Raw genomic sequence first — 23,973 nt, forward strand, 5'->3', positions numbered from 1 at the left:
TCAGCGCCACGCGTACTGCCGGTGGTAGTCGCGGACCCCGGTGAAGGTGAGGATCTCCGGGCGGTCGCCGGCCCGGGCCAGCAGCGGCTCCCACGGCTCGGGGTCCACGGTCCGGTTCTCCACCGGCACCAGGCACTCCAGGTTGTGCTCCAGGACCGCCAGGTACTCCTCGAACGTGATCCGGGCGCGGGCCTCCAGATGCTTGCCGATGCCCAGCTCGGCGACGGCCGCGGCCGACCCCTCGTCGACGATGCCGCTGAAGAACTCCGAGGAACAGCCCGACCCGTACGAGAACAGGCCCACCCGGCGCGGGCTCGTCACGACGCCCGAGTCCAGGAGGCTGGCCAGCGCCAGGTACACCGAGCCCGAGCACAGGTTGCCGACCGTGCCCGGATAGATCAGCGACGGGGCGACCCGGCGCGCGAAGTCGGCGTCGACCGTCGCGCCGGCCGCGCCCTGCTCACGCATCATCTTGCGGTGCCCCGCCCGGACCAGACCGGCGAACGGGGTGTGCATGACGAGATGGTCGAAGTCGCGGGTGAAGTCGACATCGGTGACGCGCGAGGCGTAGTCGGCGTACGAGTTCTTGAGACAGTCCAGATACGCGAACAGGGAGCGGTCGACGTCCGCGATGTCGAAGCGCGGCGACGGGCGCGCCGAGTCGAGCGTCTCGTAGCTGTAGTTGCCGAACGCGCCGAGGTCCATGGTCAGCACGCGGGGCCGGTCGCTGAGCAGGACGGCCGCCGCGCCGTGCCCGGCCGCGGGCTCGGAGTACTCCGCCTTCTCGTCCACGACGGCCACGTCCGTGGCGATCACCAGGGCCTTGGCACCGGGGGAGATCCCGGAGGCGAGATAGCCCAGCGCCGTCTGCACCGCGGCGGTCGCGCCGAAGCAGGCCTGCTTGACCTCCAGGAGCCGGCAGTGCCGGTTCAGGCCCAGGTACTTGTGGACGTAGGAGGTGAGCGACTTGCTGTAGTCGACGCCCGACTCGGTGGACGTCACCACCAGCTCGATGCGGTCCCGCTCCTCGGGCGTCAGCGCGTCCACGATCGGCCGGGCCGCGTTGACGGCGTTGGTGACCGGGTCCTCGATCGGCAGGCCGATGGAGCGCTCGGACATCATGAGGTTGTCGATGCGGTCCGGGTCCAGGCCGCGCCCGGCGAACAGGTCCGCGGCGCTGAGCCGCGCCAGCCCGCACCACACGTTCAGCGCCTCGATGCCGTACGCCCCCGGGGCGTTGGTCGTGCTCATCGCGGGGCTCCGCTCAGGAAGTCGACGAGGGAGTCGATGTCGGGCAGGTCGCTGAAGGCGGACATCGGGGCGTCCACCCCGGTGCGGTCCAGGAGCGCGGCGATGATCTCGACCCGGTCCACGGAGTCGGCGCCCAGATCCTTCAGGTGGCGGGAGCCGCCGATGAGGTCGCGGTCCACGCCGGGCAGGATCTCCGTGACGACCTCCTTCACCAGCTCGGCGGTATGCGCCCGCACGTCGATCGGTGCCTGGGTCATGCGTGCCCCTTCGGGTCGTGGGAGCCGTGCAGGTCGTGCACGGTGTGCAGGGTGCTGACGGCGATGACGCGGCCGCTGTCGCGGTCGCGGATCACGACGTCGACGATCTCCTCGCCGGGCGTCGTGGTGCTGGTCCGGGCGTGCGCGCCGAGGACCAGGACCGAGTCCAGGTCGGCGTTGCCGAGGTAGCAGACCTGCTGGTCGACGACGACGCGGCGCAGGAACGCCCGGTCGGAGCGGCCGAGCCGGCGCCACAGCGCGAGCGCCGCCTCGTCGATCATGGAGAAGTAGGAGGCGAAGTAGAGGAGGCCGACGCCGTTGACGTCGCGGACGACGTCGACCGGGTGCTCGATCTCGACGGTCGTGTCCAGCGGCGTGAATCCCGGCTCGTTCGGGGCCCGGAAGGTGTGCGCGCCGCGGGCCTCGCGGTACACGGCGCGCGGCGAGTACGCGGCGGGCAGCGCGGGCAGCCCGTCGTTGCGGAAGTCCGGCGGCGAGGACTTGACCAGGCCCTGGTTGCTGTCCGGGGCGGAGCGCGTCACCCAGCGGTTGAAGTTCTCCACGTACAGGGTGCCGCCGCGCGGCCGCTCGTAGAACTCCGCCAGGTCGAGCGGGCGGTCCGCGCCGGGGGTGCCGGCCCGGTCGACGCGGTGCAGGGTGAGGACCGACTCGGTGCCCTGGTCGTAGCAGCCCGAGGTCACCGTGAGGCGGTCGCCGAAGGTGAGGGAACGCGGGTGCAGCGTGCGGTCGCCGCGCACCCGGAAGTAGTAGAACGCCAGATAGGTGGGGTTGCCGGAGGCGTCGCGGGCGGAGAAGACGTCCGTGCCGCACTGCGCGGTGACGGTCTCCCAGGTCCAGTCGCCGAGCTGGCCGGGGAACAGGGAGCCGGGGCCGCACATGCCGGGCCGCACGGTGACGGTCCGGGTGATGCCGTGTCCCGTGTCCGTGGCGGTCGTGGCGGTCGAGGTGATGGTCATGCCGGGTGCTCCTCCAGGAAGGCGGACAGGACGGCGTTGAACTCGTCGGAGCTCGACAGGCTCGGGAAGTGCCCGGCGTCGTGCACCTCGTGGAAGCGGGCGTCCGGGATGGCGCCGTGCAGCAGGTGGGCCGTCTTCTGCGGGATGACGGTGTCGTGCCGGCCCTGCACGATCAGGGTGGGCACCGCGATGTCGCCGAGGCGGCCGAGCAGGTCCGGTGCGGCGGCGAAGACGTCCAGGTAGCGCAGGCCGGTCTGCGGGTCCATGCTCTCGCAGCGCAGCAGGAGCTGTTCGTAGCGGCCGCGTTCCCGGTCCAGGCGGGCCGAACCGCTGTGCTCCTGCACCCGGTCGAAGTCCTCGCGGGCGACCAGCGCCAGCCGGTTGACCTCCCCGTCGCGGTTGCCGAGCTTGTACGAGCTGCCGATCAGGGTCAGCGACGCCGTGGACTCGGGGTGGCGCAGGGCGAAGGTCTGGGCGGTGATGCCGCCGAACGAGGCGCCCGCCACGTGGACGGGGCCGTCGACGCCGAGGCGCCGCAGCGTGCGCAGGCACAGGTCCGCGATGCCCTCGTAGCCGAGCTCCTCGCAGGCGGTGGTCGAGCCCACGCCCGGGTGGTGGACCACGACGACGTGGTAGCGGTCGCTGAGCGCCGCGAACTGGGGACCGAACAGGCCGGCGCCGATGTTGAACGGCAGCATCAGCAGCAGCGTCGGACCGGTGCCGGCGGTGAACACCTCGACGTCGCCGCCGCCCTCGCCGGCGGCCAGGGGCAGCAACTGCCGCCGGACGCCCGGGTGGTGCTCACGCAGGACCGTCCAGTTGTCGTTGCCGGCGGTGTGGCCCTCGCTCATCGCCTCGCGGATGTCGTCGGGCACCCGGTCGGCCGGGTGGTACGAGGCGAGGGCGGCGGGGCCGTCGCCGGGCACCGCCACCAGGTCCGGGATGTGCCGCGGCGCGGAGAACAGGGCGGTCAGCCGCGCGGTGAGAGTGTCGGCCGCGGCCGCGTCCAGGCCCACCGGAAGCGCGAGCCGCACCAGGGACGAGGTGCCCGTGGTGCCGTCCAGGTGGGCGGCGGAGCGGATCCCCGTGTGCAGGTACAGCCAGGCCAGGAAGGCGGGCACCGGGTGCTCGTGGCCGTCGAGTTCGGGCAGCCGGGCGGTGTCCAGGAGGACGCAGTGCGTCGCCTCGTCGGTGACGACCGGAGCGCCCGCCCCGGCCAGCGCGCGGCGCAGCGCGGCCACGCGCCGCACCCGCTCGCCGGTCTCGCGCACCGCCCACGCGGTGTCCTCCAGCGCCTCGGCCGCCAGCGCGCGCACGGAGCGGCCGGCCTCGGGGCCGCGCAGCGCGATCCGCTCCCGCAGGTGGTGCGCGACGGTCGGGTCGTCGGTGGCGACGATGCCGCCGCAGTCCACGCCGAAGTCCTTGGAGAGGCTGATGGTGACGCTGTCGGCGAGGGAGAACATCTCGCGGGTCACGTCGAGCGGGTCGCGGTCCTGCTGCCCCGGCTCGTGCGCGGCCACGAGCGCCGCGTTCTCCAGGATCCGGGTGGCGTCGAGGACGAGCTGCACCCCGTGCCGGTCGGCGACCTCCCGGACCCCCGTCAGGTTGTGCAGGCTGAGCGCGGCGCCGCCCCGGGCGTTGTTGCTGACCTCCAGGCACAGGAAGGCGACCTTGCCGGCGTGCTCGCGCAGCAGGGTGTCGAGCCGGCCGAGGTCTAGGTCGCCGCGGAAGACCGGTCCCGATCCGGCGGCGCGGGGCGCCTCGACGGGGGTGAGGCCGTGGTCGAGGTGGCTGAAGTACCAGGTCGGGAAGAGGGAGTTGTGCAGGACGACGCCCTGCTGCGGCCAGGCCCGGCACAGGGCCGCCTCCGCCGCGCGCCCGGACGTGGTCGCCACGACGCAGGAGAACGGCAGCAGGTCGAGGCCCTCGAGGGTCTGGCCCACGGCCCGGCCGGCCGCACGGGCGTGCAGCTCGGCGGTGCGGGCGTGCACGAAGGGGCGGTCGAGCTCGGCCCAGGAGTCGGTGACGAGGTCGAACTCGATGTCGGAGGACGCCAGGTGCAGCGGGTTCCAGCCGTGGCGCGACAGCTGCTCCTCGCGCGGCCGGGTGGCGGCGGGAGCGGTCACGGACGCGGCGGGGACGGCTGCGGGTACGGGCGCCGGCGCCGGGGCGGCCTGCGGCGCGGGGACCGCGGAGACCGGAGCGACGGGAGCGGTGGGAGTGGTGGGAGCGGCGCCGCCCACGTCCGGGTCGGCGATCATCAGGATCAGCCGCGAGACGTCCGTGCGCTCCGTGTCCGCCGGCTGGCACAGGTACAGCGGCAGGTTCCTGGTGCGGAACTTGTTCTTGAAGCGGAGGTTGCCGTCACCGGTGAAGATGCCGCGCGAGCGCAGGTCGGTGAGGGCGGCCTCGGCCTCGGGCGCCGCGTTCGGCGACTCGCAGACCTTGGCGCCGAAGCTGCCGCCGAAGCTGAAGACGGTGCAGCCTTCCCGGGCCGTCTGCCGGATGATCTGCACGACGGTGTGGTCGAGGGCGCCCATCGGGGCGTCCTCCGGGTAGAACTCCAGGTCCAGCAGATAGCCGTCCTCGGACGGGATCTTGGTGACGATGACCGCGGCGACCATCCGGTCGTCCAGGTACGTCAGGAACATCCGGTGCCGCTCGGCGAGGATGCCCCGGCCGATCTCCTCGCGGACCGTGGACACGTACGGGTTGACCATGTCCTTGGCGGCGGCCCACCGGTCGATCAGGAAGGTGATCTCCTGGTCGGTGCGCGGGTCGGAGCCGACGGTGTACTCCTCGGTCCGGCAGGTGCCCGCCTTCTCGAACTTGCGGACCGCGTAGCGCAGCCGCTGCATCGGGCCGCCCTCCAGGCTGAAGTCCGAGATGTCCTCCAGGCGTTGCAGGGCGCCGAACGGCGTGGCCGTGAACCGGACTCCGTCGACCTCCTCCAGGCGGATCAGCGAGACGATGTTCGCGCCCAGGCCGTGGGCCTGCCCGTAGCGGACGAACTCCGTGGCCAGCGCGGGCATGTCCGCCGACGGGCCGACGTAGCTCCAGGTGAGCATCGCGTCGTCGCGGATCGAGAAGTTGAAGTACGAGGTGCGGTCCGCGCCCAGGAAGATCAGCGGGGCGATGTCGCGGCCGGGGAGGCCGCCCTCGCGCCCGTACGCGGCCTCCAGGCCGGCGACCGTCTCGGCGATCGCGGGCTGCTCGCGCAGCGCGCTCTTCTCGACGACCAGGGCGCCGCCCGTGTACGGCTCCCGGGCCGTGGTGGTGCTCCTGGCCGGGGTGGCCGGGGTGGCCGGGCCGGCGTCCGGATGCGTCTCGGCCAGGTGCGCGGCGAGCGCGCCGAGGGTCGGGTGGTCGAACAGCAGCGTCTTGCGCAGGGCGCCGAAGACCCGCTCCAGCGCGGCGACGACGCGCAGCATGTCGAAGGACCCGAAGCCGTTGTCGACGAAGGACAGCGCGCCGTCCAGGTCCCGGCCGAGCTCCTGCCGCACGACGTCGCGGACCAGGTCCGCCATGCGCTCGGGAGCGGACGGGGTGTCAGTAACGGTGGTCTCCGGTGCGGGTGCCGGTGCCGGTGCCGGTGCGGCAGCGGTGGGAGCGGCGGGAGCCGACGCGGGGCCGCACAGGGGCGCGACGAACGCGGTGAGCTTGTCGACGGTGTCGTAGTTGTAGAGCTCGGCGGCCTTGAGGTCCAGGCCGAACCGGTCGTTGACGGTGCGGATGAGGTCCATGCGGTAGATGGAGTCGAGCCCCAGCTCACCGAACGGGGTGTCGTTCTCGACCTCCTCCGGGGGCGTGCCCAGGATCGTCGACAACTCGCCGCGCAGCAGGGCCACGAGGGTCGCGGCGACATCCGGAGCGGCCGCGACGGTCTCCCGCGTCTCCGGGCCCGGCTGCACCGGAATGCGCACCGGGGCCGGGGCGGGCGCGGCCGGCGGAGCGGCGGCGGGGGCCGGAGCGGGAGTGACCGGAGCGGGTGTGACGGGTGCGGGCGCGGGCGGCGCGGTGTCCGCCGGACGGCCCGGAGCCGCGAGCCGGATCCGGGGGCCCCGGCGCGTCGGGGGTGTGTCGCTGCGGGCTGTCATGGCGGTCTCCTTGCCGGCGCCGGGACGGGACAGGGGGGTACGGGTTCGGGGGCGGGAACGGGCGGCGTCCGCGCTCCGCACGGGCTCGGGCACGCGCACGTGCTCCCGTACGGACTCGGGCTCCCGCTCGGGCGCGGGGGCCGGCGTGGCCTCCGGCTCGGGCTCCGGGGCGCGGAACCAGTGCCGGGTGCGGGCGAACGGGGCGGTGGGCAGCGGGATCCGGCCCGGTGACGACGGCCACCACGCGTGCCACGGCACGGCCGCGCCCTCGCACCAGAGCTTGGCCAGCAGCGCGGGATCCTCGTCGCCGCGCACCGCGGGGACGTCGCGCCGGGCCGTGTCGGCGGCGGCGTGGGCGGGCAGCTCGCCCGCCGCGTACGTCTCCAGGGCCTGGATCAGCTCCGCCCGGTCACGCACCCGCACGGCGAAGCGGTACCGGTGCTCGGTGCGCCCCGTCTGCAAGGTGTACGCGACCCGGGCCAGGTCGGCCTCGGGCGTACGGGCCAACTGCCCGGCCAGACGCCCGGCGTAGGCGCGCAGATCGTCCGGGTCGCCCGCCGACAGCGGCACCGTGTGCGGCGCGAAGTCCTGCACGGGAGAGACGGGACGCGGCGGACGGTCCTCCAGCACGATGTGGGCGTTGGAGCCGCCGAACCCGAACGAGCTGATCCCGGCGCGCAGCACCCGGCGCCCGTCCGAGGTCAGGGCGGGCTCCCACGTCCGGTGCCGGTCGACGACGCTGAACGGAGTGCCGTCCAGGCGCAGATACGGGTTCAGGTTCCGCAGGTGCAGGCTGGCGGGCAGCTCCCGGTGGCGCATGCTCTGCACCACCTTGACGATGCCCGCGATACCGGCGGCCGTCTCCAGATGGCCGATGTTCGTCTTCACCGCGCCCACGGCGATCCGGCCGCTGTCCGGCACGGCCTCGCCGCGCTCCTCGTGCAGCGTCGCGAACGCCTTCTTCAGCCCCTCGATCTCGACGGGGTCGCCGAGCCGGGTGCCGGTGCCGTGCGCCTCGATGTACGTGATGGTGTCCGGCTCCACGCCCGCCGCGCGCACGGCGGCGGCGACGACACGGGCCTGGGACTCCGGGTTCGGGGCGGTCAGCGAGTTGCTGCGGCCGCCGTGGTTGACGGCGGTGCCCTTGACGACGGCGTAGATGTGGTCGCCGTCCGCCTCGGCCCGCTCCAGCGGCTTCAGCAGGACCGCGCCGACGCCCTCACCGCGTACGTACCCGTCGGCCTCGGCGTCGAAGGTCTTGCAGCGGCCGTCGGCACTGAGCATCCCCGACTGGCTGAAGGACTCCAGGAGCCCCGGCGTCAGGATCACGTTGACGCCACCGGCGACGGCCAGTTCGCACTCGCCGTCCTGGATGGCGCGCAGCGCGCGGTGGATGGCGACCAGGGAGCTGGAGCACGCCGTGTCGACGGCCTCGCTCGGGCCGTGCAGATCGAGCAGGTACGAGACCCGGTTGGCCAGCACCGAGTGCGCGATGCCGGTCGCCGTGTGGGCCTGGACCGCGACACCGCTCTCCTTGAGCAGGTCGTCGTAGTCGTGCGTGGCGACGCCGACGAAGAGCCCGCACGCGCTGCCCGCGAGGTCGGCCGGCCGGTAGCCCGCGTCCTCGAAGACGTGCCAGGCGCTCTGCAGGAAGAGCCGCTGCTGCGGGTCCATCAGGGCGGCCTCGTTGGGCGAGATGCCGAAGAGGCGCGCGTCGAAGGTGTCGACGGAGTCGAGGAAGCCGCCGCGCAGGTCGCGGGTGGCGGCCTTGGCGCGGATCGCGGTGCGGTCCTCGGGGACCGGCCGCACCAGGTCGGTGCCGGCCGCGAGGTGCGCCCAGAACGCGTCGGCGTCCTCAGAGCCGGGGAACACCCCCGAGATGCCGATGACGGCGATCTCCGACCGGGCGGGTGCCGCCGGTGCCGGTGCCGGTGCCGGGGCCGGGGCGTCGGAGGTCCCGGCGGCCGGCTGGCGGTCGGCTTCGACGACCCTCACGGGCTCGGGCTCGGGTTCCAGGACCGGCTCCGGAGCGGACCGCTCCTGGTCCTCCGGGCCGGCGGCGGGCGCGTAGTGGGCCGAGAGTTCCGGCGCGTGATGCTCGGTCAGGTACGCGGCGAACGAGGTCAGGTCGGGGCACTCGAAGAGAACCGTCGGCAGCAGATCGAGCCCGAACCGCTCGTTGACCTTGTTGACCAGCTCGGTCAGCGTGATCGAGTCGAAGCCGAGCTCGAGGAGTTCGGCCGTGACGTCGACCTCGGTCGGGTCCACGAGCAGGAAGCCCGAGGCGAGGACCCGCGTCTCGTCCTCCACGAGCGACCGCAGCCGCTCCTCGTCCAGCGCCGGGCCCGCCGGGGCCGTGACGGCCGTGACGGCCGTGACTGCGGGCTTCGCGGAGGCCGCCGGGGCCGCCGTCTCCCGACCGGCGAGCGACTCCACCACACACAGGGCGGGCAGCTCGCAGGCCAGGCCGCGCACGAACGCCTCCAGGCCGGCCCGGGTGCTCAGCGGCACCATGTTCCAGGTGCGGGCGAACAGTTCGCGGGTCGCGTCGTCCACCGTCATCCCGCCGTCCGCCCACAGCGGCCAGCCGATCGACAGCGTGCGTCCGGAGCGCAGGCCCCGCGCGCGCTGTTCCTCGCGGTCCGCGGCGAAGGCGTTCAGGAAGGCGTTGGCGTACGCGTAGTCCGCCTGCCCGAGATTGCCCGCCTCACCGGACATCGACGAGAACAGGACGAAGAAGTCCAGCGGCTGGTCCGCCGTCGCCGCGTCCAGGTGCACGGTGCCCGTCACCTTCGGCGCGAGCACCTCCGTGAGCTCCCGAGCCGTCTTCTTGACCGCGCGGGCGTCCCGCGTCACGCCGGCCGAGTGGAGCACGCCGCGCAGCGGGCCGAACTCGGCGCCGACCGAGGCCACCAGGTCCCGCACCGACGCGGCGTCCGTCAGGTCGGCGGCCCGGAACAGCACCCGGACCCCCGCCCCGTTCAGCTCCTCGATCCGCGCCGCCGCATCCGGGCCCGGCCGCGAGCGTCCCGCGAGCACGATCGTCGTGCCGTCCACCGCGCGCTCGGCCAGGAACCGCGCGAAGTGCAGCCCGAGCGCGCCCGCGCCGCCGGTGATCAGATAGGCGCCGTCCGCGCGCGGCGTGAAGTCGCACGGCCGGGCGGCCGGCGGCTCGAAGGACTCCAGGTTCTTCTCGCTGCGGGTGCCGTCCTCGGCCAGGGCGACCTCGACGGCGCCGGGGCGCGCCGCGCGCAGCTCGTCGACGACCGCCCGGGCGCCGACGCCCTCGGCCGGGAGTTCCAGCCGGACGCCGGAGAACCTGCTGTGCTCCAGACCCAGCGTGCGCAGCGTCGCGCCCACGGCCACGTGGTGGGCGGACGCGCCCCGCGGGCCACGGCGGTGGGCGAACACGACGCGCAGCGCCGGGCGTTCGGGACGGCCGAGCACGGCCACCGCCGACCACAGGACGAACGGAAGGACCTCCTGGGCCGCACCGGTCTCCTCGTCCGCCAGATGCACGACGGCCTGCGGCAGCAGTCCCCGCTGGGCGAGGTCCTCCGTCAGCCGGGTGTGCTCGGCCGGGTCGGTGCCGCGCAGCGAGTACGCGAGGTACGGACCCGACGTGTCGAGCGCGAAGGCGGAGCCGTCGGCCGCGCACACCACGGTGTGGCCCGACTCCGCCAGCTCGGCGGCCAGTTCCAGCAGACGCGGAGTCCTGGTCCCGCACAGCAGTACGGCGCCGGGGGCGTCCTCGGTGGCCGGGGGCAGCGGGGCAGGGGCCCAGACCGGGGCCAGATAGCGGGTCCGGGTCTCCGGGGCGGAGGCACCGGCGCCCGCACGCGGAGCGATCTCCAGACCGTCCACCGCCTGCAGCACCCGCCCCGAGCCGTCGGACAGCCGGATGTCGAACCGGCGCCGCCCGTTCGCCGCCCCGGCCGGGGTGACCTCACGGATGTGGGCCCAGCTGTCGGCGGGCAGTTCGGCGTGCGCCCGGACCTCCTGGATGCCCACGGGCAGGTACGACTCGTCCTGCGCGCACAGCGTCGACACCGACTGGAGCGCGCCGTCGAGCAGCGCCGGGTGCAGGACGTGCGGCGAGCCGATCTGGCGCTGCACCCGGCCCAGGCTGAGCCGGACCAGGGTCTCTCCCGCGCCGGTCCACAGACCGGCGACGGTGCGCAGCGGACGCCCGTACTCCAGACCGGCCCGCGCGAACGCGTCGTAGAACTCGCACGGGTCGGGGCGCTCGGCGCAGCGCTCCCGCAGCGCGGTCAGGTCGAGGCCGGCGTCCTGGGTGCACGGGCCCGGGGTCAGGACGCCCCGCGCGGCGACGACGGCGCCGGACGGCCCCTCGGCCATGACCCGGAAGGCCTGTCCGCCGTCCGTCCCGGTGAAGCCGAGACGCACCCGCTCGGTGCCCGCGTCCAGGTCGACGGGCCGGTTCCAGCGCACGTCCGTGACCCGGAACGGCAGGCCGAGCCCCGAGTCGTCCGCGTCCGCCACCGGACAGGCCTCACGGGCCAGTTCGAGCAGCGCCACTCCGGGCACCCAGCGGCTGCCGGAGATCCGGTGGTGTGCCGCGACGGCCAGGGCGGGGTGGCTGGCGGCCCGCTCGACGGTGACGTCGTCCGCACCGCCCGCACCGTCCGCCTCCGGCAGCGCCACCGCCGCGGGCTGCACCGCGACCGGCGTCGCCTCGGCGGGCCGCGCCGCGTCGTGGGGTGCGGCCGAGGGGGCCTGCGCGGCCTCCGCCGCGCCCGGGAGCTCGGTCACAGGCCGGCCCGTGACCGGCGCCTCCTGCGCCCCGTCGCCGGGCTTCGCCACGCCCTGCCCCTCGGCCGCAGCCTTCTCCACGGGCTTCTCCGCGCCCGGGAGCTCCGGCGCGGCCGCGGATCCCGCGGCCTCCTGCGTCTGGTCCGCACGCCGCGCCACGTCCTGGAGCTCCGGTGCCAGGTGGTCCGGGTCCGAGGTGATCCAGTGGCGGCTGCGGTGGAACGGGTATGTCGGGAACGCCGCCTTGCGCGGGCGCCGGTCCCCGTTCGCCGTGCGCCAGTCGACGCGGCCGCCGGCGACCCAGTGCGCGGCCGCCGTGTCCCACTGCCGTGCGGTCAGCGCGGCGGCGAGCTCCTCGGCGGCCGGGCCCTCGGCCGGGCCGCCCTTGCGCGCGGTGCCGAGCACGACGCCCGCGCCCGTCCCGTCCTCCCCGGCGGCGGCGAACTGCCGCAGCCGGGCCGAGAGCTGGGCGTGCGTCGTGGCGGTCACCGCGAGCCGCTCGGGCAGCTCACGGCGCCCGGTCCGGCTCGTGTGGGCCAGGTCCGCGAGCGGGACCCGGGCCCCGTCGGGGGTGTCCAGGAAGTCGGCGACCCGCTCCGCGTAGGTGGCGAGGGTGCCGCGGTCCAGAGCGGAGAGCACGAACAGCTCCGGCTCCTGCGCGGCGGCCGCGCCCTCCTGCGGACCGGGGCCGGAGTACTCCTCCAGCACCATGTGCACGTTCGCTCCTCCCGCTCCGAACGAGCTGATACCGGCCCGCCGCGGCCAGCTGCGCTCCACGCCGTCCACCTCGGCGACCGGACGGTCCCAGGGCTCGGCGACGCGCTGCGGCCGGAACGGCGAACCCTCGAAGGCGATCTTCGGGTTGAGGGTGTCGAGATGAATGGTGGGCGCCAGCGTCTTGTGCTTGAGCTGCAGCAGCACCTTCGTCACGGCGGCGATGCCGGCCGCGCCCTCCAGGTGACCGATGTTCGACTTGACCGAGCCGACGGAGCAGAAGCCCTCGTCGGTGGCGCCCGCGGCGCGGAACGCCTTGGTGAGACCGCCCAGTTCGATCGGGTCGCCGAGAGCCGTCCCGGTGCCGTGGGCCTCCACGTACGACACGGTCCGGGGATGCACCCCGGCCCGGTCCAGGGCCTGCTCCACGAGGCGGGCCTGGGCGTTCGGGTTGGGCACCGTGTAGCCGCTGACCTTGCCGCCCGCGTTGCTGAAGGCGCCCTTGACGACGCCCCAGATCGTGTCGCCGTCGGCCTCGGCCTGCGCGAGCGGCTTGAGCAGGACCGCGCCCGCGCCCTCGCCCGGCACGAACCCGTCGGCGCCCGCGTCGAAGACCCGGCAGGCGTCGCCGGCCGAGAGCATGTTGCGGGCGCACAGGGCCGCGAAGTGGGCCGGGTGCAGGATCAGGTTCGTGCCGCCGGCGATGGCCATCCGGCACTCGCCGCGCCGGATGCTCTCGCAGGCCAGCTGGATCGCGCTGAGCGCGGACGAGCAGGCGGAGTCGACGGCGAGGCTCGGCCCCTGGAGATCGAAGGTGTAGGAGACCCGGTTGGCCATCGACCAGTACGCGGAGTGGCCGGTGGCGTAGCGGCCCGAGGGCCAGTCGGTGGCCGCCGCGAGCAGCCCGTACTCGCCGTACATCAGCCCGGCGAACACACCGGTCTGCGGCTCGTGGGTGTACGGGCCGAGGTGGCCGGTGGTCTCCAGGAGCTCCCAGCAGGTCTCCAGGAACAGCCGTTCCTGCGGGTCGATGTCGGCGGCGTCGCGCGGCAGGACGCCGAAGAGCGGGGCGTCGAACATCTCGATGTCATCGAGGAAACCGCCCCAGCGGCTGTAGCTGCGGTGCTTGGCGTTCTTGTCCGGGTCGAAGTTGCGGCGCCAGTCCCAGCGCTCGGACGGGATCTCGCGGATGCAGCTGCGGCCCTCGGACAGGTTGCGCCAGAAGGCTTCCAGGTCAGGGGAGTTGGGGTAGCGGCCGACGACGCCGATGACGGCGATGTCGAGCGCGTCCGCAGCCGCGTCCGAGGGTTCCTGCGGGGCCGGAACCGGAGCCGGGGCCGGAGTCGTAGCCCGGGCCGGCGTTTCGGCGGGAGCGGAGGGCCGGGCCTCGGCCGTCACCGGCACCGTCACGGCAGCGGTCGCCGAGGGCTCGGAGGGCGCGGCGGCCTCGCGTACCGGCGCGCTGGCCACGGGCTCCGGCGGCCCGGCCGGCTCGCCCAGTACCCGGGTGAGCGCCTCCGCGTGCTCGGCGGCCAGGTACTCCGCGAGCCGCTCGATGCTCGTGTGCTCGAACAGCAGCGTCTGCGGCAGGTCGCCCAGATCCTGCTCCAGCCGGTCGACGATGTTCAGGCTGACCAGCGAGTCGACGCCGAACGTCTCCAGCGTCGCTGCCGGGTCCAGGTCCTCGGCGCGGTACTTGAGCACCTCGGCGAACACCCCGGTGACGTAGGAGCGTACGGAGCCGGGCGACACCCCCTCGGCCGCCGCACCCGGCACGGCACCGACGGCGTCCTCGGCCGGCCGCTCCGCCACGACCAGCGACTGCTCGAGGTCGTCCGCGGCGACGCCGGGCAGGCCCCGGGTGCGCACGGTGCGCAGCCCGGCCGCCGCCGCGGCCTCGCGCCACTGCGCGGGCGCCAGCAGCGGCGAGTGCGGCAGCCGGCGCTCCGCGTCCTCGTACATCCACCAGCCGGTCGTCAGGCCGAAGGTGAGGGTGAGGAACTCCGAGAAGCGGGTGATCTCGTTGACGAGCACCAGGCCGCCCGGCCGCAGCAGGGTGCGGATGTGGGCCAGCGTGCGCTCCATGTCCGGGGTGGCGTGCAGGACGTGCGTGCCGAGCACGACGTCGTACGAGCCGGTCTCGACGCCCTGGGCCGCCGGGTCCTGGGAGATGTCGAGGACCTGGAAGGCCAGCATCGCGCCGTGCTCGGGCCCGAACTCCCGCTCGCCGTGGCGCAGGAAGGCGGGGGAGATGTCGGTGTAGCAGTAGTGGGCCTCGGCGTCCGCCGCGGCCAGCGCGGGGAGCACGGTCCGGGAGCTGGCCCCGGTGCCCGCGCCGATCTCCAGGATCCGGGCCGGGCGGCCCTGCTCCGCGCGGATCCGGCGGGCCGCGTCCGCGACCTCCTCGCCGAGCAGCCGGTTGTAGTGGTCGGCGATGGGCTGGCCCTTGTAGATGGGCTCGACCAGAGCCACCGACCCCTTCGGGAAGAGCACGTCCATCGGATTGCGGCGGCCGGCGAGGACCTCGCCGAGCGCCCCGAGGGTCCGCTCCAGGAGCGTGACGTGACCGCTCATCTCCGGGTAGCGGGAGGCGACTTCGGCGCCGTCCACGGGCTCGTCCGGCAGCGTGGCGGGACCGTTGAACACGAGCCCGTCCGCGTCGCCGGTCACCGCGCCGCAGGAACGCAGCACGCTCAACGCGGCGTCGAACAGCCGGCGGTGCCGGCGCACCACGCCCAGCCGGCCGGCCAGCGCGTCGGCCGTGATCCGCTCACCGGCCGCCGGCACGCCGTCCAGGTGCGGGAACGTCCGGCACAGCAGGTCCCGGCTGAACGCCTCGACCCGGGCGAACGCCTCCTGAGCCCGGGTGAACACCGCGACGTCAGCGTCGTCCGCGGCCGCAGCCGCGGTCGGGGCGGCCGCCACGGGTTCTCCGGCGGATGCCGGGGCCGCGCCCGACCGCCCGGGGGTGAGGACGGCGGTCAGCCGCTCCTGGTGCTCGGCGAGGAAGTACGCGCCGACCTGGTCGATCGTCATGTGCTCGAACAGCAGGGTCTGCGGCAGGTCGCCGAGGTCCTGCTCGAAGCGGTCGACGATGTTGAGGCTGACCAGCGAGTCGACGCCGAAGGTCTCGAACGTCGCCGAGGGGTCGAGCGCCGCGCTGTCGTACTTGAGGACCTCCGCGAACACCCCGGCGACGTAGGCCCGTACGGCCTCGGCCGACGGAGCCCCGCCGGGGGCGGCGGCCGGTGTGCGGTCCGCCGCGGCCTGCGGGCGCTGCGCCGGGGCCGCGGGCGCCGGGGCGGCGTCGGGCGTTCCCGCGACCCGGATGCCCATGGCGGGCAGCGCCGCGCGGTCCGCCTTCATCGCGAGCGTCTGGGGCAGCCGTCCGGAGACGACCCGGCGCAGCACCGCCATGCCCTCCGCGGGCTCGACGGAGCCGACGCCCAGGCGGCCGAACGCGGCCCTCATACGGTCGTTGGCGACCGCGCCGACACTGCCCCAGAAGCCCCAGTTCACGACGGACACCGGGTAGTCGTGCCGCCGGTCCAGCCACTGCACGTAGGCGTCCTCGAAGGTGCTGGCCGCCGCGTAGTTGGCCTGCCCGCCCGCCTCCACGAACGACACCGCGGAGGAGAAGACCAGCATGAAGTCCAGCGGCTCGGCGCCGAAGACCCGCGCGAACGCGGTCATCCCGGCGACCTTGGGCGCCAGACCGGCGAGGAAGTCCGCCTCGTCCATCTGGGCGATGGTGCGGTCCCGCAGGTCCAGGGCCGCGTGCACGGCGCCGTCGACCGTGCCGAACCGGGCGTGCACCGTCTCCAGGCCGCGCCGCAGCGCCGCCTCGTCGGCGACGTCCGCCGACACGTACAGCACCTCGCCGCCCAGAGCGGCGATCTCGGCGGCCTTCGCCCGGTGTTCGGGCCCCTCGGGGCTGCGGCCGATCCACACCAGGCGGGCCCGGGCGATCCGGGCGAGCAGGCGGCTCAGCGCGAAGCCGATCCCGCCGGCGCCGCCGACCAGGACGTACACCCCGCCCTCGCGGAAGGGAGCCGTGCCCTGGGGTGCCTCGGTCCGCAGCGGTTCGAAGACCCGCTCCAGGCGGGTGCCGTCGCGCAGCAGCACGAGCGGCTCGGTGCCGGGCTCGGCCACGACCCGCTCGGCCGTGCGCTCCACCGCGTCGCCGGTCCCGCCCGTGGCACCCACGTCCACGCAGGAGACGCTCCAGCGCGGACACTCCGACTCGATCGCGCGGGCCAGACCGAGCACACCGGCGGCGTGCGGGCGCACCGGCTCCTGCGCGTCGGCCGGTACCGCGCCGGCCAGGACGATGCGCAGTGCGATCCGGTCCCGGCCGCGGCCCGCGTCCAGCAGCCGCTTGACCAGGCGGAACAGGTCCAGTGCGGTGCGGTCCCGTTCGGCGGGCTCCGTGGTCTCGTCCCCGGTGCGGGCGACGAAGTAGACGGTGTCCAGGGGCTGTCCGAGCACCGGGTGGTCCGCGGCGCCGTAACCGGCCAGCTCCACGGGCGTCGCGCCCGTGCGGGCCGCCAGCGCTCCGGCCAGCTCGGCGGAGTCGGCGGTGTGGACAACGGCCGTCCGCCCGGCCGGAGCCGCCTCGGCGGCGGCCGCCGAGGCGGGACGCCACACCGGGCGGTACATCATCGAGTCGACCGCGCTGTGCTGCGCCCGCAGGGTGAGGCCCTCGTAGCGCACGCAGACCCGCCCGGACCGGTCGGCGAGCCGCACCGTGTACCGCTGCGCACCCGCCCGTTCGACGTGGGCGTACGCGGGAACGGCCGTCGGGTCGAGCACGTCGACGGTCTCGACGGCGAACGGGACCAGCGTCGCGTCGTTGCCGGCCTCCAGCGCGGCGATCGTCTGCTGGGCGCCGTCGAGCAGCGCCGGGTGCAGGGCGAAACCGGCCGCGTCCGAGGGGACGCGCAGCGCGCCCAGGACCTCGTCGTCGCCGAACGTGATCCGCTCCAGGACCCGGAAGGCGGGACCGTAGGAGATGCCGCCGGCGCGGAAGTCCTCGTAGAAGCGGTCCACGGGGACCTCGCGGGGACAGCGCGCGGCGATCTTGTCGAGGTCGAGCGTCTCCGGCGCGGGGGCGGCGCCGCCCACCGAGGCCGAACCCCGGGAGCACACCGCCGCGTCGGCGCCCGCGGTGAGCGCGAAGCGGTATCCGTCGCCGTCCTCGGTGAGGGTCAGGGCCAGGCTTCCGGCGGCGTCGGAGTCGATCAGCCGCAGCCACTGCACCCCGTGCAGCCGCACCGGACCCGCCGGAGCGAGCTGCCGGGCGGCCGTCACGGCCAGGTCGAGTCCCGCCGCGCCGGGCAGCACCGGCCGGTCCCCGATCCGGTGGTCGTCGAGCACCCAGTGCGCGGCGGGCACGGACACGGGGAAGCGGGCCCCGCCCGCGTCGCCGGGAGCGCCCGAGGGCGCGCCGAGCAGCGGGTGCGGACCGGCCTCGGCCCGGTGTTCCGCCTTCGGGGCGGCGGCCGGCTCCGGCGAGGTGATCCAGTGCCGGTCACCGGCGAACGGGTAGGTGGGCAGCGGCACCCGCCGCGGCCGGGCCCCGTGGGGCAGCGTCCGCCAGTCGAGGTCCGCGCCCGCGACATAGGCGGCGGCCAGCCCCTCCAGGGCGGCGACCCGCTCCGTGGCGCTCGCGGAACCGGCGCGCTCGGTCAGCGCGGCCAGAGCCTGCCCGTCCGGCGCCTGGACGGCGTCGCCCGGGCCGGCACGGAAGCAGCCCGGGGCGCTCTCGCGGGACGCCGACTGCCGCAGCTTGCGGCGCAGTTCGGGCAGGTCACGGGCGATCACGGCCGCGCGGACCGGCAGATGGGCGCGCCCGGCGCCGAGCGTGAACGCCACGTCGGCGGGGGCGACCCCGTCCAGGTCCGCGTCCGCGAGCCGCAGCAGCAGCCGGTCCAGGGCCGCCTCGTCACGCGCCGACACCACGAACAGCCGCTCGCGGTCCTCCGGGGCGGGGCGGTCCTCGGGCGCGGGCGGCTGCGCGATCACGGCGTGCGCGTTGGTGCCGCTGAACCCGAAGCTGCTGACCGTGGCGACCCGCACCCCGCCGGAGCCCGGCTGCCACGGCTGCCGGTCGCGCACCACGAAGAACGGGCTGGACTCCAGCGCCGTCTTCGGGTTCGGCCGCTCGAAGGAGGGGGCGGGCGGCAGTTCGCCGTGCCGCAGCGCGAGCAGCGTCTTGAGCAGCCCGGCGATGCCGGCCGCCATCGTCGTGTGCCCGATGTTGGCCTTCACGGTGCCGATGCCGCAGTAGCCCTCGCGGTCCGTGGTGCGGCGGAACACCTCGGTCAGCGCCCGCACCTCGATCGGGTCGCCGAGCGCGGTGCCGGTGCCGTGCGCCTCCACGTAGCCGATGTCCTCGGCGACGACGCCGGCCCGCTCGTGCACGTCCGCGACGAGCGCGGCCTGCGACACGGCGCTCGGCGCGGTGATGCCGTTCGTACGGCCGTCGCCGTTGACGCCGGTCGCCCGGATCACGCCGTGGATGTGGTCCCCGTCGGCCAGCGCCTGGTCGAGGCGCTTGAGCACGACCGCGCCCACGCCCTCACCGAGCACCGTGCCGTCGGCCGACGCGTCGAAGGGCAGACAGCGGCCGCGCGGCGACAGCATGCCGACCTTGCTGGCCCGCACGTGCAGCTGCGGCGTCACCATGAGCGCCACGCCCCCGGCCAGGGCCATCGCGCACTCGCCGCGCTGGATGCTCTCGGCGGCCAGGTGCACCGCCACCAGCGAGGACGAACAGGCCGTGTCCACCGCCATGGTGGGCCCGTCCAGGTTCAGGAAGTAGCCGATGCGGGCAGGCAGCAGCGAGCTGGTGGTGCCGAGGAACGCGTGCCCGGTGTCCGCCCGGCCCGCCTCGGTGAGCAGCGTCGAGTAGTCACCCGGAGCGCAGCCCACGAACACGCCGCAGGAGGTGCGCTCGTCGGCGCCCACCGCGTACCCGGCGTGCTCCAGCGCGGCCCAGGACTGCTCCAGGAACAGCCGCTGCTGCGGGTCCATGACCTCCGCCTCGAGCGGCGAGTGGTTGAAGAACGCCGCGTCGAACCGGTCCACCTCGGGCAGCATCGCCGCCCACTTGCTGTACGTGCGGCCCGGCGCGAGACGGTCGGCGTCGAAGACCCGGCCGACGTCCCAGCGGTCCGCGGGCACCTCTGTGAAGCTGTCCCGCCCGGCCGCGATGTTCTCCCAGAAGGCGTCCAGGTCCTCGGCGCCGGGGAAGCGGCCCGACATGCCGATGACGGCGATGTCGTCCGTGGAGACCGGAGCGGCGGGTGCCGCGGGTGCTGCGGGTGTTGCAGGTGCTTCGGGTGCTTCGGGTGTTACGGACGTGAGGGGTGCGGGGCTGCTGCGCCACAGTGTCCTGAGATGGGCGGCGAGCCGGGGCACGGTCGGGTGGTCGAACAGGGCGACCGGGTCGAGCTCGAGGCCGAACCGCGCGCCGAGCTGCTCCACGATCTCCACGGCGCCGACCGAGTCCACGCCCATCTCGCTGAACGACAGCCGCTGGTCGACCTCGTCCCGCGCCAGGTAGAGACGCGCGCCGACGGCGTCCACGACGGCCGACACCGCCTCGTCCGCGTCGAGTTCGGGCCGTGCGACCGGGGCGACCGGCGCGACCGGGGCGACCGGCGTGGCTGCCGGAGCGGCAGGGGCCGCGGCATCAGTGCTCGCCGCGCCCCGGTCCTCGCGGTCCTGCCGGCCCTCCTGGGCGTGCTTCCAGTCGCCGATCCAGTACGAGCGCTCGTCGAGCGGGTGCGCGGGCAGCGGCACCCGGCGCGGCCGGGGACCGTCGGCGCGGCACTCGTCCCACGCCACCGTGCCGCCGTCCGCCCAGGCGCGGGCCAGCTCGGAGAGCCGGCCGGCGCGGAACAGCTCGGCGGCGTCGGGCACGGGCGCGGGCTCCGCGTCCGGCGCGACCCGCCCCGTGAACACGCCCGCGCCCGTCTCGGCGCCGTCCAGGAACCGGCGCAGCTCCCGGCGCAGGGCGTCCGCGTCGTCGCAGACCACGGCGAGCCGGGCCGCCAGCGGGGCGCGCCCCACCCGCAGGGTGTGCGCGATGTCGGCGAGCGGCACCGCGTGCGCACCGCCCGCCGCGGCCGCCGACTCGGCGAGCTCGGCGACGGACGTCTGGGCGGTCGGCGGCCCGGCGGGCAGCAGCTCCTCGGTCCGGCGGCCCAGTTCGGTCAGGGCCAGCCGGTCCAGACCCAGATCGGCCAGGCTCTCGTGCACGTCGACGGCGTCGGCCGGCACGTCGAGCAGCGCGGCCACCTCACGCGTGAGGCGGTCCCGCACCCCGTCGTCCGCACCGTCGGCCGGGCCCGACAGCCCGTCCAGGTGGCGCAGTTGACGGCGCACGACCTCGCGCAGCGTCTCCTCGTCCCTGGCGGAGAAGACGAGCAGCTGCGGCCCGGTCGCGGGGGTGGCGGCGGCCGCCGGAGCGCTCTCCAGCAGCACGTGGGCGTTGGACCCGCCCGCGCCGAACGCGCTCACCCCGGCCCGCAGCACCTCGGCGCCCGGCGGCGGGGTCCACGGCTGCCGGGCGCGCTGCACGGCGAAGGGCGAGGAGGAGAAGTCGATGTGCGGGTTGGGCTGTTCGCTGTGCAGCGAGGGCACCAGCTCGCGGTGCCGCATCTGGAGCAGGACCTTGGTGACGGCGGCGATGCCGGCCGCGCTCTCCAGATGCCCGATGTTCGACTTCACCGAGCCCACCGCGCAACTGCCCGCGGGCAGGCCGGAACCGGCGAACGCCCGGCGCAGCCCCTCGACCTCGATCGGGTCGCCGAGCGCGGTGCCGGTCCCGTGCGCCTCGATGTAGCCGACGCTGCCGGGGTCCACCTCGGACCGCTCCAGGGCGTCGGCGATCAGCTCCGCCTGCGCGGTCGGGCTCGGCACCGTGAAACCGCTGGTGCGGCCCGAGTGGTTGAGGAACGAGCCCTTGATCACGCCGTGGACGTGGTCGCCGTCGGCGAGCGCCGCCGACAGCGGCTTGAGCAGGACCGCGCCGACGCCCTCGCCGGGCACGTAGCCGTCGCCGTCCGCCCCGAAGGCGCGGCAGCGCCCGTCGCTCGACAGGAAGCGTCCCTCGGCGAGCTGGAGGTACTTCTGCGGGTGCGCCGCCACGTTCACACCGCCCGCGATCGCCATCGCGCACTCGCCGCGCCGGATGCTCTCGGCGGCCAGGTGCAGCGAGGTCAGCGACGACGAACAGGCCGTGTCCACGGCCATGCTGGGCCCGGACAGGTCAAGGCAGTAGGAGAGCCGGTTGGCGACCGAGCAGTGCAGGGCGGTCGGGGCGACCGCGTCGGCGCCGCCGTCGGTGCACAGCTGGTAGTGGCTCCACATGACACCGGCGAACACGCCGACCCGGGTGCGGGCCAGCTCCTCGGGCCGGTACCCGGCGTTCTCCACGGCCTGCCGGCCCACCGTCAGGAACAGCCGCTCCTGCGGGTCCATCAGCTCGGCCTCGCGCCGCGAGATCCCGAACGACGCGGCGTCGAAACGGTCGACGCCGTCGAGGAAACCGCCCCAGCGGCCGTACGTGCGCCCGGGCGCCCCGCGCTCCGGATCGAAGTAGGCGGCGTGGTCCCAGCGCTCCGCCGGCACCTCGGTGACGCAGTCCCGGCCCTCGGCCAGATTGCGCCAGAACTCCTCCAGGTCCGCGGCCTGCGGATAGCGGCCGGCGATCCCGATGACGGCGATGTCCTCACCGTGCCCGTCGGCCACGGGCGCGCCCGACGGAGCGGTCGCGGAGCGCGGGGCGGGCAGCAGACCGGCGATGCGCTCCTGGTCGCCGTAGGTGACGACCGCGCGCGGCGCCCGCCCGGCCAGCAGCCCGAACAGCGCGTCCACGCCCAGGTCCGTGGGCAGGGCGTGCAGCCCGGTGTCCCGGGCGGAGCGGCGCCGTACCTCCTCGGAGACCCGCATGCCGCCGTCGGCCCACAGCGGCCAGCCGATCGCGACGGTGGTGCCGGAGCGGTCGCTCCGGGCGGCCCGGTGCTCGGCGAAGTGCTCCATGAACGCGTTGCCGTACGCGTAGTCGGCCTGCCCCGGGTTGGCGACGGACGCCGACACCGAGGAGAACAGCGCGAAGAACTCCAGGTCGTCGCCGGCGGTCGCCTCGTCCAGGTGCACGGTCCCCGTCACCTTGGCGGCCAGCACGGCCGCGGAGCGCTCGGGGGCCTTGCGGAAGAACAGACCGTCGTCGACGCTGCCCGCGCAGTGCAGGACGCCGTCGAGACGGCCGTACGTCTCGCGCGCGCAGGTCACGGCGGCCAGCACGTCGTCGGCGTGCGCGACGTCGCCGCGCACGTACGTGACCTCGGCGCCGCGACGGCGCCACCCGGCGATCCGCTCGGTCAGCTCGTCGCCCGGCTCGCTGCGGCCCGTCAGGACGAACCGCGCCGGGCCCCGCTCCACCATCCGGTCCACGACCAGCGCGGCCAGACCGCCGCCGCCACCTGTGACCAGGTAGACGCCGTTCGCGCGCCCGGCGCCGGCGGTCGCGGGCAGCGTCAGCAGTTCGTGGCGCACCACCGCGCGGGTGCCGCCGGTGCGGCGCACCTCGTGCTCGGCCGACGGGTCGGCGCACTCGGCGGCCACCAGGCCGGCCAGCTCCGCGGGGCTCCCCGCGTCGTGGCCGACGGCACGGCAGCGCAGCATGGGCGCCTCGGCGGAGAAGGTGCGGGCCAGGGCGCCCAGCGCCGCCTCCTGCGGCCGGGGCCCGGCCGCGTCGTGCGCGTGCAGGAACAGGACGGAGACCGGCCGCGTGGGGCGGGTGCCGGTGACGGCCACGGCCAGCGCCCAGCTCTCCCGGTACGCGTCCGGGACCGTGCCGGGCCCGTCGGCGCGGCCCGTGCGGGCGCAGCGCACGTACGCGGCGGGGGAGACGCCGTCGGTCGCCAGCGCCGTCGTCAGGGCGGTCAGCTGGTCGGGGACGGCGGGGTCGAGACGGTAGTGGTCGGCGGCGATCCGCTGGAAGGCGGAGGCGCGTTCGGCCCGCACCACGCGGGCCGGTGCGACGGCGTCGCGCAGCGCGGCGGCGGTCGCCGCGTCGGCTCCGACGAGCACGATCGCGCCCGGACCGTCCGCGTCCGGCGCGGACGGGGCCTCGACCGGCAGCGGCGTCCACACCGGCCGGCGCACCGCCAACGCGGGGGCCACCTCGGCGGCCTCCGCGGCCTCCGTGACACCGGCGGCCTCGACGGCGCCGGTCTTCTCCTGTGCCGAGACGGTCTCGCGCACGGGCGCGCTGCGCACCTGCGCCCCGAACTCGGCGTACAGGTGGGCGGCGAGCGAGTCGATGTCGGAGAACTCGAACAGCAGCGTCGGGTACAGCGGCGCGCAGACGTACTCCTCCAGGCGGCGGCTGATGTCCAGCATGTGCCCGGAGTCGAGGCCCAGGTCGTAGAAGCCGGTGTCGGTGCGTATCTCCCCGGCGGGCCGGCCGAGGAGTTCGCCGGCGAGCGCGCGCAGGTGGGCGCGCACGGCGTCCGCGCCGCCCGCCCCGGCGCCGCCCTCGGCCCCGGGGCCCGGAACGGCGGCGGCGGGGGCCGGGTCGGGCCCGGTCGTGGCCGGGGCCTCGATCAGGCGGGTGATCAGCTCGGGGTTGCGGATGCGCTTGCAGGTCAGCTTGGTGAACGAGGCGAGGAAGCGGCCCTCGCCGTCGTACAGCAGACAGTCGTTGTGCATGATGTCGCCCGACTGCGCGTACGTCTCGGCCCGCGGCATGTACGCGTACGCGACGCCGGTGAGGGGGCGCGGCGCCCGGAACGACTCGATGAACACGGGGATGAACGGGTCCTGGTCCGGCGGCGGGACCTGGGCGAACGCGGCGATCGTGGAACAGTCCATCTTCGCCGGGTGCAGATG

The 23,973-nt window shown here is 75.1% G+C and carries 4 protein-coding genes (1 of these 4 running past the window's edge); all 4 read right to left on the minus strand.

The genetic code is table 11. The features are described 5' to 3' along the window. Tightly spaced (each overlapping or abutting the next), the 4 genes in view from ACFW9D_RS10000 to ACFW9D_RS10015 form a layout consistent with a single transcriptional unit that may run on beyond the window. Positions 1-1,251, minus strand: a complete 1,251-nt coding sequence (locus ACFW9D_RS10000; protein ID WP_384619888.1) for a hydroxymethylglutaryl-CoA synthase family protein — start codon at positions 1,249-1,251, stop codon at positions 1-3. Further along, a complete protein-coding gene (locus ACFW9D_RS10005) occupies positions 1,248-1,508 on the minus strand; it encodes an acyl carrier protein (RefSeq protein WP_188341934.1) in 261 nt (86 codons plus the stop codon). Before ACFW9D_RS10005 ends, ACFW9D_RS10000 begins: the two co-directional genes overlap by 4 nt. Next, on the minus strand, positions 1,505-2,485 hold the full coding sequence (locus tag ACFW9D_RS10010) for an LnmK family bifunctional acyltransferase/decarboxylase (RefSeq protein ID WP_384619891.1): 981 nt from the start codon (positions 2,483-2,485) through the stop codon (positions 1,505-1,507). Before ACFW9D_RS10010 ends, ACFW9D_RS10005 begins: the two co-directional genes overlap by 4 nt. Then, positions 2,482-23,973, minus strand: partial view of an SDR family NAD(P)-dependent oxidoreductase gene (locus ACFW9D_RS10015; protein ID WP_384619894.1) — the 3' portion only. The gene runs 579 nt beyond the window's last position; the window shows 21,492 of its 22,071 coding nt (coding positions 580-22,071); its start codon lies beyond the right edge, outside the window — the gene reads right to left on this strand; the stop codon is at positions 2,482-2,484. Before ACFW9D_RS10015 ends, ACFW9D_RS10010 begins: the two co-directional genes overlap by 4 nt.

It is taken from the genome of Streptomyces sp. NPDC059524 (assembly GCF_042749255.1).
Classification (GTDB): domain Bacteria; phylum Actinomycetota; class Actinomycetes; order Streptomycetales; family Streptomycetaceae; genus Streptomyces; species Streptomyces xanthii.

What these genes read in the sequence shown, in the direction of transcription:
- ACFW9D_RS10000 (WP_384619888.1), bottom strand. Translation starts at nt 1,251, where the DNA reads ATGAGCACGACCAACGCCCCGGGGGCGTACGGCATCGAGGCGCTGAAC.
- ACFW9D_RS10005 (WP_188341934.1), bottom strand. Translation starts at nt 1,508, where the DNA reads ATGACCCAGGCACCGATCGACGTGCGGGCGCATACCGCCGAGCTGGTG.
- ACFW9D_RS10010 (WP_384619891.1), bottom strand. Translation starts at nt 2,485, where the DNA reads ATGACCATCACCTCGACCGCCACGACCGCCACGGACACGGGACACGGC.